This is a genomic window from Vibrio alginolyticus NBRC 15630 = ATCC 17749 (assembly GCF_000354175.2).
Lineage (GTDB): Bacteria > Pseudomonadota > Gammaproteobacteria > Enterobacterales > Vibrionaceae > Vibrio > Vibrio alginolyticus.
The window spans coordinates 1116109-1132410 of record NC_022359.1; the positions used below are offsets into that span (position 1 = coordinate 1116109).

Below are 16302 nucleotides of genomic sequence, written 5' to 3' on the forward strand. Positions count from 1 at the left end.
CACATGTGTCACATTTCTGTGACTACGAGTAAGTTTTACTTATGTTGCTTGGTAGTAGGGTATTTATCGATTGTTTAATGATTCAATACTTAGTTTAATCGTATAAAGGTGTGCAGTATGCCGCACTAAATTAATAAGAAATTATCTAAAAAGGTTAATGGGAAACGTAAGCCATTAGCGGAGGTCAGATGAGTACGCACACGGTACCGCAGAGCGCGATTGTAAATGCTGTCAAAGGTGAAGTTTTGGTTTTGGGCCTGGATGGAAACGTTAAGGTCATAAAAGCGGGGGATGAGTTAAGACCTGGCGAGATTATTATCACAGAAAATAATGCTTCTCTCGACGTACAGATAAATAATGAGCTTTATCTGGTCGATGCAAATTGTGTTGCTTGTCTTCCTGTGCCTTCTTCTGAACCGTTAGAACCAGTATTGGTACAATCTCCAGTTAATGGCTTAGTGACTTTTGACCCAACGGCTATTGGAAGTGCTGACTTCGACGCCAACGATATTGCCGCTATCCAGCAAGCTATTTTAGACGGAGCTGACCCTACCGCTATCTTAGAAGCAACAGCTGCTGGCGCAGGTGCTGAAGGCTCGGCTAATGCTGGCTACGTGACGGTTGAATATAATAACCCGGAAGTACTCGCTTCTACTTTTTTTGAAACGTCTGCGACTCGCAGCGGAGAAGATGATCGCGACGAAGATGACGGTTTGAATGTCACGATTTTTGCTGATGGTGGGCAGTCACTGCAATCTAGCGTAACAGAAGGCTCAATTTCTCTATCTAGCTACCCGCAAACCATTTCTTCTAGTGTGCTGGTTGAAGCAGGGGATCTCGCACTTGATACTGCTTCATTTGTACCCGAAACGTCTTCTTTAGAGTCTTTGTTGACTGAGCTTAACAGTGATATTACCTCTGGTGGTCAGCCAGTGGCGTTCGTTTATGACGAAGCGCAAAATGCCATTATCGGCACCCAAGAAGGTAACGAAGTACTTCGTATCGAGATCGAAGCGACATCTTTAGGCCGTGATTTAGAGTTAGAGGTCGTTACCACGATTAGCCAGGGTATTGACCATGTTGCGTCTGTTGCTGATGGCCAAGTATCGATCGTCGGTGATCAAATCAATATTACTTTTGACATTACAGGCGCAGATATTGGTGGTAATAGCATTCAAGCGCCTATCGATTTTACGACAACCGTTATTGATGGCGATGATCCTGCGCCGCAGAACGTTACTTTTGAAAACGTTGAATCTTCTTCTACACCAATTACTGGCACTTTTGTTGATATTGGTAGTGATCAATTGGCAACGGTCACGTTTAATCAAGAAGGACTTAGTCAGTTCGATGGCCTACTGAGTGATAATCAGGCGACAGAAGCGGTACTCTCTGAAGACGGCAGTACTATCACCTTGTCCATTGCGGGCTCGAATGAAACCGTCTTAACCATCAGTTTGAATACTGATGGTACCTACCAATTTGAGCAATTTAAGCCGTTAGAACAAACAAACGGTGAAGATACGATTGAGCTCTCTTTGCCAACCACAATCGTCGATTTCGACCAAGATACGGCAAGCAACACCTTTACGATGACCATCCTCGATGGCGATAATCCAGTGATTGAGAACGTGACGGGCTTGTCTTTAGACGAGGCGGGGGTTGACCAAGGTTCACAGGAAGGCGCGGCAGTAACAAGTGGTACTGGGTCGATCACGACAGCGGTCGGAAGTGACATCATTGATCACTATGAGTTGGAACCTACAGAGTTCAATGTTGGTGGAGAACTCCAATCTCAAGGGCAGGTTGTTCAACTAGAACTAGCGTCCGAGAGTAACGGCGTACGTACTTACGAAGGCTTCATCGAGCTGGATGGTGTGCGTATTACCGTATTTGATGTGGCGATTGATGCACCTGCATTGGGCGAATACCAATTCAACTTGTATGAACAACTTGACCATACGGGGGCTAACGACGACTCGCTTACTTTCTCATTGCCAGTTTACGCGGTAGATGCGGATGGTGACCGCTCCTCTATTACCGAAGGTTCGAACACACCAGAAGCTGCGCAAATTGTCATTCAAGTTCAAGATGACGTTCCTACGATTGATGGCGTTGATGCACTCGCCGTCGATGAAGACGATTTATCAAGCATCGGCTCCGATCAAAGCGACTCTGTGCTCGCGCAAGGCAACTTCACGACGACTCAGGGCTCAGACCGTGTCGTAAGTTATCAATTAGAGAGCGGCACTGATCCACTCAATGGGTTGGAATCACAGGGTCGATCTATCTCTCTGACGGAAACAACCAACTCAGATGGCAGCTTTACCTATTCTGCGACGGCAGAAGGGGATGCTATCTTCACCTTACAAGTGAACCCTGACGGCTCTTATTCATTTACCCTTGAAGGTCCAATCGATCATGCTGTGGGTAGTGATAGCTTAACGCTAGACTTCACTATTGTCGCAACTGACTTTGACGGTGACACCAGTTCACTTGTTCTGCCGGTTACCATTACTGATGATGTGCCAACCATTAACGATGTTGTTGCTCTTACCGTCGATGAAGATGATTTAAGTTCGGTAGGCTCTGACCAATCACAGTCAACGCTGGTCGAAGGTCAGTTTACGACAACTCAGGGCTCTGATGGCGTCGTACAGTATCAGTTGGATGTAAATGCTGATCCTTTAAATGGCCTGCAATCTCAAGGGCAAACCGTCTCCATTGCCGAAACGCAAAATGCAAACGGTAGTTACACCTACAGCGCAACGGCAAATGGTAGTGCAGTCTTCACATTGATTTTGAATACTGATGGCTCGTACAGTTTTGAGCTGCAAGGTCCAATCGACCATGCGGCAAATACCGACAGCTTAACCCTTGATTTTAGCGTTATTGCTACCGATTTCGATGGTGACACAAGCCAAATCGTACTGCCTGTTACCATCGTGGATGATAAGCCGACCATTACCGATGTCGATGCAATTACCGTTGATGAAGATGATTTAGGTACGATTGGCTCAGATCAGACTGACCCGATTTCAATCGATGGCAACTTCACTACTACACAAGGCTCTGATCGAGTGGTGAGCTATCAGCTCGATGCTTCTTCAACACCAGTTGATGGCCTTACATCACAAGGCGTGGCCGTCACGCTGACTGAAACCGCAAACGCTGATGGCAGCTTTACTTACGAGGCGACGGCGGGGAGTGAAGCGGTCTTTACGCTGACAGTGAATACTGATGGCTCTTATAACTTCACGCTTGAAGGGCCAATTGATCATGCTGTTGATAGCGACGAGTTGACGCTCAACTTCCCAATCATCGCGACCGACTTTGATGGCGACACCACAAATGCCACGATCCCTGTGACGATTGTGGACGATAAGCCAGTGATTACCGACGTCGACGCAATTACCGTTGATGAAGATGATCTAGCTTCAATTGGCTCAGACCAAAGCAATCCAATTTCTATTGATGGTAACTTCACCACCACACAAGGTTCAGACCGAGTGGTGAGCTACCAACTCGATGACACATCAACACCAGTTGACGGTTTAACATCGCAAGGTGTAGCGGTAACGCTGACTGAAACGGCAAACGGTGACGGCAGTTTCACTTATGAAGCGACAGCTGGTGGCAACCCTGTATTTACTTTGATAGTGAATACTGATGGCTCTTATAACTTCACGCTAGAAGGGCCAATTGATCACGCTGTTGATAGTGATGAGCTGACACTGAACTTCCCAATTATCGCAACCGACTTTGATGGCGACACCGTTACTGAAACCATTCCAGTCACGATTGTTGATGATGAACCTACCATCACAGCGGTGGATGCGTTGAGTGTTGATGAAGACGATCTTAGTGGTGTGGGTTCCGACCCTGGCGGCGATCTGTTCGTTGAAGGCGCGTTTACGACCACTCAAGGCTCTGACCGAGTGGTGAGCTATCAACTAGATTCAACCGCTGATCCTGTTGCGGGTCTGACATCTCAAGGTGAGGCGATTACCTTGGTGGAAACCGCGAATGGTGACGGCAGCTTTACCTATGTGGCGACCGCAGACGGCAATCCTGTCTTCACGTTGAATGTCGCAACAGATGGTACGTACGACTTTACGCTGCAAGGCCCGATTGACCATGCCGCTAACAGCGACAGCCTGACGATTGATTTCCCAATTATTGCCATCGATTTTGATGGTGATACGACTTCGGCAACCATTCCAGTCACGATTACGGATGATGCACCAATCATCGATAATGTTGTGCCTCTGACTGTAGACGAAGATGATTTATCAGGTATTGGCTCAGACCAAACTGACGCTGTGTTTGTGGAAGGCGCGTTCACGACCACTCAAGGCTCAGACCGTGTGGTGAGCTACCAACTTGATTCAACTTCGGATCCTGTCGCAGGTTTAACTTCTCAAGGTGAGCCTGTTACTTTGGTAGAGACTGCGAATGCTGATGGCAGCTTTACTTACGTGGCTACCGCGGATGGCAATCCTGTCTTCACCATGAATGTGAATGCTGACGGTACATACAACTTCCGTCTGGAAGGGCCGGTCGATCACGCGTTAAACAGCGATGAATTAGTACTGAACTTCCCAATCATTGCAACAGACTTTGACGGCGATACGACGACCGCGACCATTCCCGTCACGATTACTGATGACGTTCCAACTATCGACAACGTTGTTCCACTCACGGTGGACGAAGATGATCTCGCCTCAATTGGCTCAGACCAAAACGATGATGCGTTTATGTCGGGTTCTTTCACCACAACTGAAGGCTCAGACAGCGTTGTTAAATACCAGCTTGATGCAACAGCAGATCCAGTATCTGGGTTGACCTCTCATGGTGAGCCTGTCGTGCTTGCTGAAACTGCTAACGGCGACGGTAGTTTTACTTACACAGCCACGGCAGATGGCAATGCCGTATTTGAATTGATTGTGAAGCCAGATGGCAGCTACAACTTTACACTGCAAGGTCCACTAGACCATGCGGTGAATAGCGACAGTCTGCAAATCGACTTCCCGATTATCGCAACAGACTTTGATGGCGACACCTCATCGGAGACGTTACCTGTCACTATCGTTGATGATAAACCAACCATCACTGACGTAGACGCAATCCGTGTGGATGAAGATGACCTAGCGACGATTGGCTCTGACGGCTCAGATCCAATTTCAATCGATGGCAACTTCACTACAACGCAAGGTTCTGATGGGGTAGTAAGCTACCAATTGGATGCTGCTGCAACGCCTGTTGACGGTCTAACATCACAAGGTGTGGCCGTCACGCTGACTGAAACCGCAAACGGCGACGGTAGCTACACTTATGAAGCGACAGCAGGAACTGAAGCCGTATTTACGCTAACAGTAAACACGGATGGCTCATACAACTTCACGCTGCAAGGGCCAATCGACCATGCGGTAGACAGTGATGAGCTGACGCTGAACTTCCCAATCATCGCAACGGATTTTGATGGTGATACCACCACAGAAACGATCCCAGTCACCATCGTGGATGATAAACCGACCATTACTGATGTCGATGCGATTACCGTTGATGAAGATGACTTAAGTACGATTGGCTCAGACCAAACTGACCCGATTTCAATCGATGGTAACTTTACCACCACACAAGGCTCGGACCGAGTGGTGAGCTATCAGCTTGATGCTTCAGCAACACCAGTGGCTGGACTCACATCACAAGGCGTGGCAGTCACATTGGCTGAAACCGCAAATGGCGACGGCAGCTTTACCTATCAAGCAACAGCAGGCACCGAGTCGGTCTTTACACTGACAGTGCACACTGATGGCTCTTATAACTTCACGCTTGAAGGCCCAATCGATCATGCTGTTGATAGTGATGAGTTAACGCTCAACTTCCCAATCATCGCAACAGACTTTGATGGCGATACCTCTGCTGAGACAATTCCTGTCAAGATCGTTGATGACAAGCCGACACTTGGTGGAATCGAAGCAACAAGTGTGCAAACGGTTGATGAGGACGATATCCCAACAATCGGATCTGATGGTACACAGTCGAACAGCATTGCCGGTAACTTCATCGCGACTGATGGTTCTGATGGCATTGTCGAGTACAGCGTTTCTGACCTAACGACGCCAGTACAAGGCCTGACCTCTGGTGGTCAATCTCTGGTTATGGTTGAAGTATCAAACGCAGGTGGCGTTTCAGTTTACGAAGCTCGTATTGATGGCACGACGACACCAGTATTCCGTGTAACCCTCGATGCCTCTGATGACAGCTACACGTTCGATTTGCTCGCTCGTCTCGATCATCCAAATGCTGATGGCCAGAATGAACTGATCATAAATTTACCGATAAACGCGACTGACTTTGATGGAGACGTGTCGAACAACATCACCTTACCAATTACGGTTGTGGATGATGTTCCGACCATTGATGGTTTGCTAGCAGGCAGCGAACAAACCGTTGATGAAGATGACCTACCAGCAGGTACGGATGCTGCAAGTGCAGAAGATACTGTTATTTCAGGTACTTTTGATATCACCGAAGGTGCTGACCAAGTTGCTTCTATTCAGCTGAGTGACCTGACCACGCCAGTTGCGTCACTGACTTCAGATGGTGACGCTATCACCTTAGTTCTGTCTTCTAGCGCAAACGGCGTGAACGTATACCAAGGTGTCGCTGGCAATCCTGCTGAAGTGGTTTTCGAACTGACGTTGGATGCAACGAACAACACCTACGAGTTCGATTTACAGAAGCCGCTTGATCATCCAGATGGTAATCAGCAAAACGAGATTGTTATTAACCTCCCTGTGACGGCGACAGATAATGATGGTGATACTTCACCAGCCTTCACATTGCCAATTACCGTTGTGGACGATGTTCCAGTTGTTACCAATATTGAAAGTCTACGTGTCGACGAAGATGACTTACCTCTTGGTTCTGATGGCACTAAAGAGCCGTTAACGGTATCAGGTGAATTCGAAGTCACTAGCGCAGATGGTATTGATGCTTTCGAATTGGATCTGAGCTCAAATCCTATTCCGAACCTGAAATCGGGTGGAGAAGAGGTAACACTTTCTCAAGACGTTGGCGCTTCAACTGCTGACGCGCTTGTTTACGTGGGACAAACTCCGGGTGGAGTGACGGTCTTCACGTTGACACTTCATCAAGATGGTAAATACGACTTTGAGTTATCTGGTCAGTTAGATCACGCGGTTAACTCTGATGAGATTTTGTTGAATCTACCTGTGAAGATCACGGATGGCGACAACGATACCATCACTGCGACCTTGCCAGTTACGATCGTAGATGACAAACCAACCATTGATGCTATTAGCTCTGGTAGTACCTTGTCTGTGGATGAGGATGATATTCCAAGCCAAGGTTCGGACGACACGCCAGAATCCAATATCATTGGTGGCAACTTTGACGTTACTGATGGTGCCGACTCTATCGTTAGCTTCCAGTTGGATAGTTTAACATCGCCTGTTTCTGGCCTTACCTCAGGTGGTCAACCGCTTGAGTTGGTTGAGTTTTCAAATTCAAACGGTGTGATTGAGTACCGAGCTTATGTACAAGGTACGACGGACACCGTCTTTAAACTGACGCTAAATGGTTCAGCAGACAGTTATGAATTTGAACTGTTGGGTGCACTTGATCATCCTGCGGGTAACGATGAAAACTCGTTGGTCATTAACTTCCCAGTCAACGCGACTGATTTTGATGGCGATGTGTCCAATAACATCACCTTGCCGATCACCGTGGTGGACGATGTCCCAGCTATTGTGAAAGTGACAGACTCTAGCCAACAAACCGTTGATGAAGATGATCTTTCCGGTGGCTCTGACACGACAAGTAGTGATTCAACGGTATTGAACGGCGGATTTGAGGTCGTTGCTGGTGCAGACAAGATTGTCAGCTACCAAGTTTCAGACCTCGATGCAGTCGTGTCTGGTTTAACGTCGAACGGCAGCAGCATCGAGTTGAATCTAGTAAGCACGAATGGTGGAGTAACCAGTTACGAAGCGGTTATTACTGGCACATCAACTAAGATCTTCACGCTGTCTCTTGATGCGAATAATGACAGCTACCAATTTGAGCTGTTGGGACCAATCGACCATGACGCTGTTCAAGGTGAAAACAACCTTGTCATTGATATTCCAATTACAGTAACAGACTTTGATGGTGACACGTCATCATCACTGAATCTTCCAATTACCGTAGTTGATGACATTCCCGAAATTAAATCAGCAGATGCTTTGGCTGTTGATGAGGATGACCTTGCCAACGGCTCTCAGGCAACCAACAAAGACAGCCTAGAAGCAACGGGCAATTTCGATACGGTGGAAGGGGCAGATACCGTTGTCTCTTATCAGCTGGATCTTACTTCTAACCCGATACCAGGAGTAACTTCAGGTGGTTTTGCGGTGACTTTAGTTCAAACCGCGGTAAGCAACAACAACTTTACTTATCAAGGTCAAACACCTGATGGTAACTCAGTGTTCACACTAGTTTTGAACGCTGACGGCTCTTACAAGTTTACGCTTGAGGGTGCGCTAGATCACTCAACTCAAGGCGAAGATACACTCATACTTGATCTCCCAGTCTTTGCGACCGATGTCGATGGTGATACGGCAGGTATTAACTTACCAGTGACGATTACCGATGATGTTCCAACCTTGCACGATGCATCTATTTCGCGTGTTGAGGGGCAAGGCAGCCGCACGGTTCGTTTATTCCGAGACCCTGTAGAGGGGGATGATGACCTTGGTGCTGACGGCGCACAAGTGACTTCATTCTCGGCTGATGATTCAGGCATTTACTTTAAGCAAAATGGTGTTGATTCTGATTCTGTCGATTTGAACGGCAGCGACCAAGTCGTATTTGTTCACAAGGTTCTTGACGGAGTGGATACTGAAATCGGTCGTTTGGTTGTTCGAACCGATGGCAGTGTGTCATTCCGTCCGAATGACGACCTTGACCATACCGAAACCGACTCGATTGATTTCACCATCAACGTTGTTGCAACCGATGGTGATGGCGATATCGCAGATGCCGATGTGGATATCTCGATAAGAGACCGCAATGCGCAAATTGACACGTCTACCGTTACTGCGTTCGAAGACCAAGGGCGTGATGGTGTCGTTGTGGGCGTTGACTCTGCAAATACTCAGGACAACTTGTCGACGCTGGATGTTAGCCCTGCGAAAGTCGACTTGGTTATCAATTTACACGATATCGACCGTAACGAGAGCTTAGGTGACATCACTATTCGAGATGCTGATACTCACAACGGTACGTTCTACTACAGAGACGGCAGTGGCAACTACATTGAATTAACATCTGTGGGCAATACGGTTGTTCTCGACGCATCAAATGTTGAGCAGTCATTCAATGGTGAGCTTGTCTCGTTAGATAACTTGTACTTCGTACCAGATCGTCATACATCAACCGATGCTTCTGGTATCGATCCTCGTATCCGCGTGGAAATTCTTAACAATGGTACGCCAGATCATACGATTAATGGTCGTTTAGACATTGAAGTTGCTGCTGTCGCAGATATTGCAACGTGGACGGCAAGCAGCGAATTTAACTACTCGGTTGATGAAGATGGAAACAATGTCGCACTTAACATCGCGGCTGAAACCCAAGACACTAGTAACCCAGAAGGCATTGTGTACGAGCTTGTCTTTACACAAGGAGAAGGTAACGCAGAGTTAGTCTATTCAGATGGTAGTGCGATACCAAAATCCGGTGGTGTTTATCTGGTGGATGCAAGCCGAATTGATGAAGTTCAAGTTGATCCGATAGATAACTTCTCGGGCGAAATCAGAATTGATGTCACCGCTATTACGACGGAAAACAACAATCCACTGCTTGGGAAAGATACCGCTCGCTCAGAAACCGAAACCATCATTATTGATGTAAACCCAGTTGCGGATAAAGGTAGTTTTACTGTAAACCGAATTAATGTGTTTGAGGATAATGCTCGAACTCAAAATACGGTAGACCCTGTCACTGATCACGATCCACTCCAATTAAGTGAAGTGATCACCATGAAACCATCAGCGGACTTAGATGGTTCTGAAGCGTTATTTGTGCGCATTTCTAACTTCTCAATTGATGGGGTTACTTTGGTGTGGCTGGACTCAGCAAACCCAAGTCAGATAGTAGAAGTGACCGATTCAGGCGGCAATGTACTTTATTACGAAGTGCCAGAGTCTGAATTAGCGAACGTCGAAGTTCTTCCTCCGTTGCACAGCAATGATGACTTTACTTTCAATGTCGAAGGCATTGTGAAAGACACAGCATCATTGTCTACCGGTACGACAGAAGATGTGTTGTCACTGGGCAGTAAGACCGTCATCGTTGGTGTAAAAGGTGTTGCTGACATACCAGACACGGTATTAATTGACGCGGGGAACGTTTGGAACCGATTCGTAGACGGAGATGTGGCCGGAATAGAGACGACTATTGAAGAGAATGGTGTTGTAAACCTCAACTTCTCGGTTGTATCTGGTGAAGTTGCCGATAGACCACAGGATGATTCAGAAGCCATTACTGTTATCCTGTCCAACATCCCCGACGGTGTTCGTGTCGTAGATTCAGACGGTTCAAGCGTTGACCTCACCTTTGTTGGCTATGATGGTAACGGTCAACCGATTTACGAAGCAAACATCACTGGGCTGAATTTTAATTCCGGTATTCAAATTATTCCAGAAGCCTCTTCAACCGAAAACATTGCGATTACAGGGACGATCATTGTTACCGAGAATGATGGTCATAGTCGTGTGATTGAAAGAGAGGTAAGGATCAAGGTCGAACCCGTTATTGATGCTCAAGATAACTACGTTGTTCGATCGGAGGGAGATGAAGATACGCGCTTTGACATCGATTGGAAACCGACGCTCGTACAAAGCCCTGATACCGATGAATTCTTTAGTGATGTAACCATCTCTGGATTTCCTCCAGGCAGCACGGTCTATGTAGATGGTGTGGCACAAGCGCTTGTTTCTGGAACACTAACGCTTTCACCGCAAGCCGGTGAATCAGAGCAAGATTTTTCCGCTAAAATCTCTCAAAGTGGCTATGTTCAAGTCCAGTTGGAGCAGGATTCAAGTACTGACTTTGACTTGACCACGACCGTCACTGTGAAAGAGATTGACCATGAATATGTTGACGCTTCGAATCCCGGTGAAGGTATCGCTGAGAAAACCATCAATGGTACGGTGAATGTCCAAGTTAATCCAATCGTTGAGCCAGAGGATAAGACGGGGGCAATAGATGACCAAACCCGTCTGCTTGTCACTGAAAGTGGTGGTGGTGCTACCGATATCGTGAAGTCAGATGATCAAGGTAACATTGACTTTACGATCAACACTTCTATGGGGGGCGAATCTGGCGCTCATATCATTAAATACCAAGAGTTTGATGCGTCTTCAGATGAAGTGGTGACTCAACTTGTTGTTCAATTTCACAATGTGGACCCTGAGATCCTCAACCAATTGGTTATCGTCGGTGCACTAAATGAAGGTGGAGGTCGTTGGACAGTAACTAATGAAGACAACTTCTCAATTAAAGCGCCGTCTGGACTTGATTTAACACCAAACGATGACAGTGACGATGGCGATAACGGTGGTCTCTCTCAAATTGGCTTAACCATTTACGCAGAAGTGAATGATTTGGGCGAAGATTTGGGCAACGAAAAAGATGCGACGGTCGTGCGTCAAACGGATGTGACACTAGAGTTTCCAACCGTCCTCACACCGAAAATGAGTGTAGCGGCAGAGATTCAGGTGGCTGATGATGTCCAAATTCAAGCGTTGGAAGACAATTCTATTAACCTTGGTGCTCAGTTGACGTCGAAAGTCGATGCGATTAATGCAGATGGTGTGGAAGATGTCTTAACTATTATCGTCGATCCTTCAGCTCCTGGCATTCCTCCTGATTTGGTGATCACGGGGACGGATGTTGATTTTGTCAATGGTAAATACGTGTTCCAAGCCCATATCGATGCGAGTGGAAATATTACTGGCCTTGATGGCTTGACGATGCACTTGGCAGAAGATTACGCAGGTGATTTCGAATTACCAATTCGGTTTGTCACTAAAGACACTGAGTCCGGTGATGAAAAAGAAAATAATGTCCAGTTTCCAGTTCAGGTTTTACCGGTTGCAGACGTTCCGAGTTCAGCCGGGGATCAGCCGTTGGATAGCGATGTCACACCGAATGTAAAAGTAGATATCGTTGGTACTTTCGGCTTGGATGCAAACAAACAACCTGTAACTGATCTAAATAACGACGTTCCCACGGCGGATGGTGTTGGTTACGAAGATGGCTTAATCCAACTTAACTTGAGTGTTGATTTTGCCGATCAATTTAACAACACTCAAGGTGGTCGAGAAACACTAACGAACATCAAGTTAGAGCTTGATGACACAACATTAGGTGAGTTTGTTGATGCCAATGGTAACAGCTTAGGAACCAGTATTGAGTTTAATGAAGCTGAGATTTTAGCTGGTGCGCTTGACAATGTTCTGTTTAAGCCAAAAGAAAATTACCCCGTAGGTGGTGGCCAAAATACCGTCAAGATTAATATCGAGGGAGAAATTACTGATGAAGCTGTGTTTGATCAGTCTATCTTGAATAACTCTGGCGATAATATAGATGTGAGAACCTTCACTGACGATGTCACATTTGAAGTTACGCCAGTCGTTGATGACATTACCATTACAGGTGCCGATCCGACGCAGCCAATCACGGTGATTGGTGACGAAGATACTTTAATTTCGCTGAATCAATCGGGCTCTGGTGTTTCGATCAGCCTGAACGATAATGACGGTTCTGAGAGTTTCGTTTCACTCAAGTTAACGGGGCTTCCTGATGACTTTATCGTTAAATCCAATTCCTCTGATTATGTTGTTAAGAATAACGGTGGGGGCGAATGGAGTATTCAACTAAAAGATCTCACTCAGACGTCCATTGACCTGAGTGACATCCAAATTAAACCGCCAAAACACTTTAGTGGCGAGGCTGAGATAGGTATTACGGTCTTCATTCAAGAGGAGTTGCTACAAGTACCAACGGAACGAAACAATAACTTTACGCTTATTGTCAATCCTATTGGTGATGATGTTGATGTGAACCCCGACACTTCGGCTGCAGGTAATGAGGGCGAAGACATTGTTATTAATGTAAATGCGTTAGTGGTTGATAACAAAGAGTCCATCGGAGATGGTGCAAACTACCAGGAAAATGATCCAGAGACGCTGAGAGTTGAGGTCTCAAATGTCCCTGATGGGGCGAGCGTTTCATTACCTGATGGGACAGTATTTACTGACCAAGGCGGCGGCATTTTTGTCTTAGAAATCAATGCTCAAGATTTGGATCAAGTGGTGTTTAATTCAGGGGATCGCAATGATAACTCATGGGATGGTTCGCTGCATTTCAAAGTGCAAGCCGTTGATACTGGGCTCGATGGCAGTCAAAGCTTGGGCTCCGCAGAGGAGTTTGATGTCACTGTTGATGTTGAAGCAGTGAACGATCGTCCAGAGTTCGTCAATACCGTGGATGTGGAAACACCAGAAGATACGCCAATGCTGCTTGATGGTTTCAGCATTACCGATATTGATGCCGTACTCGATGATCCGAATGCTGAATATGTACTCAATGTGAACGTCGACAGCGGTATCTTGGAGCTTAATCCAACGCTCATCGCTACTTACAACCTAACCGTGAGCGGTGATGGTACGGACTCCGTTGAACTGAAAGGTACAGTGGCCGATCTAAACAATGCCATTGCAGACGGTCTGATTGAGTTTAATCCAGAGCTGAACTTCTTTGGTGACGTTCAGGTGGACGTGACAGTCGATGACCAAGGTAATGAAGGTATCGTAATTGGTGGGGTAGATGACACCCTAAATACCAACAGCAGCAGCTTCAATATTGAAGTAACAGCGGTGAATGATACCCCAGAAACTACGCCAGTGACGCTACCGGATATTGAAGAAGACAGTGGTGTGTTCTCCATCTCTGAAGCGGATCTTATTGCGAATGCGACAGACGTAGAGAACGATAATCTCACGGTTAGCAATGTTCAGTTAACGGATCCGAATTCGGGCAGCATTACTTTCAACAGTGGCACGGGAGAGTGGGAATTTACCCCAGCACCAGATTACAACGGTCCAGTTGAAATCACGTACACCATTACAGATGATGGCACGACAAATGGTGCATCCGATCCTAAATCGGTTAACGGCAGCGCATCGTTCAACGTAACGGAAGTCAATGATGCTCCAACGACGTCTGAAGTGACACTTTCTGATATCGCAGAAGACAGTACGGCGGTTGATATTACCCAAGCTGATTTGTTGGCGAATGCGTCTGATATTGAAAACGACACCTTGATGGTGAGCAATGTCCAGTTGGTTGATCCAAGCAGCGGCACATTGGATTTCGACAACGTAACAGGTACATGGTCATTTACTCCTGCGCCTGGCTACAACGGCAAGGTCGATCTGACCTACGACATTACCGACAACGGTACAACGAACGGTGTTTCAGATCCTCAAACGGTGTCAGGAACGGCGACCTTCGAAGTCACTGAGGTGAACGATGCACCGGTAACATCAGAGGTAACGTTGAGTAGTACCGAAGAAGATGGTGGTTCGGTAACTATTACGGCTACTGAGTTGCTGAGCAACGCAAGTGATCCTGAGTCAGACAACTTGACCGTCGATAATGTTGCGTTAGTGGACCCAACTTCCGGCACGTTGACTCAAGTGAGTGCGACAGAGTGGACGTTTGAACCCGCAGCAGATTTCTTTGGTGACGTTGATTTCACTTATGAAATCACAGATGACGGAACCACTAACGGCGCTCCAGACCCAATTACAATCGCGGGCACAGCAGTGTTGAATGTTGAAGCGACCAATGACGCACCTGAAATCACTGCAACGTCGGTAACGGATACGATCAACGAAGCCGATGGCCAGAAAATAACGGGTATTAGTGTAAGTGACATCGACTTCACTGGTGCACAGGCGAATGAAATCATGACCGTGACTCTTACAGTTACCGAGGGCGACCTTCGTGTCGAGCCGCCAACAGGTAGTGGTGTGACTGTTGGGGCGGGGATGGCTGGTGAAATAACCCTAATGGGCACACCAGATAATATTAACTCCGTTCTTGGAGCAACAGACGCTTCTGAGGGTGTATTTGTGGATGCAGGAGATGTCAACGCAGCTTCAATCACTTTATCGGTGAAAGTCGAAGACAACGGTGTGTACTTCGAAAATGCATCGGGTTCCGCATTGGAGGCGAATCAAGACTTCACTATCAATGTGACACCTGTAGCTGATGCACCTACATTGAATATCAATCCTCAGTTTAATTACATTCGTCAAATTACGGCTAGCCAAACCGCGAGCAGTCAAGGTTTAGCGATTGTCGGAATCATGGCGGCGCTTACTGATATTGACGAGGTGCTGTCTTTGGAGCTAACGGGCGTACCAGCTAGTGCTGAGGTAACAAGTGGCGTTTCTCCATCAGGCATTAGCTTCGATGGTACCACTTGGACAGTACCAAGCGATGAAATTGATACGCTAGAAATTGTCGCAACAGATACTAACAGTGGTATTGATGTCGGTTCTTACGATATTTCGCTTACGGCGATATCAACGGAATCTAATGGCGATGAAGCGCAGTCTTCACCTGTCCAAATTAGTTTGGATGTGAGTAGTGATAGCGACGATATTGACCAGTCAACCGCAGTGGACGACAGCTATTTAGTCGGCGGAGACACAGGTACCAACTTGATTGGTGGAGACGGTGACGACGTTATTCTGGGTGGTGATGGTGATGACGTGCTTATCGGTGGCTTAGGCTCAGATATCTTAACGGGTGGAGACGGCAGCGATATCTTCAAGTGGACGGTAGATTCCGTTGATGAAGGGGCAGTGGATACCATTACTGACTTCACTGTTAACGAAGACAGTATCGATTTACGTGAAGTTATCTCTGATCTCAATAACTCAATGATCGACATGGATGATCTGCTTGGTCACATTTCGGCAGACTACGATGCATCGACGGAAAGTGTTTCTCTGAACATTACGACGGATGCAAATGTTCAACAGACTATTGTCGTGGAAAACTTAGGTACTTCAATCGACTTCAACGGTCTCAGCTCCAACGAAATTTTAGAGTCATTGCTCAACAACGGTGTTATTGATAACGGATAAACCTGTATACAACACAAAAATGGGCGGCTCTGATAAGCCGCCCATTTTTTTCGGGAAAGCTTGATTT

1 protein-coding gene is annotated in these 16302 nt (G+C 46.7%); it reads left to right on the forward strand.

All coding sequences use genetic code 11. The features are described 5' to 3' along the window. Positions 1 to 188: 188 nt before the first annotated feature. The gene (locus N646_RS20280) at positions 189 to 16235 is read left to right on the forward strand and encodes a retention module-containing protein (protein WP_021035964.1); all 16047 of its coding nucleotides are present in this window, start codon (positions 189 to 191) and stop codon (positions 16233 to 16235) included. The last annotated feature ends 67 nt before the right edge of the window (positions 16236 to 16302 follow it).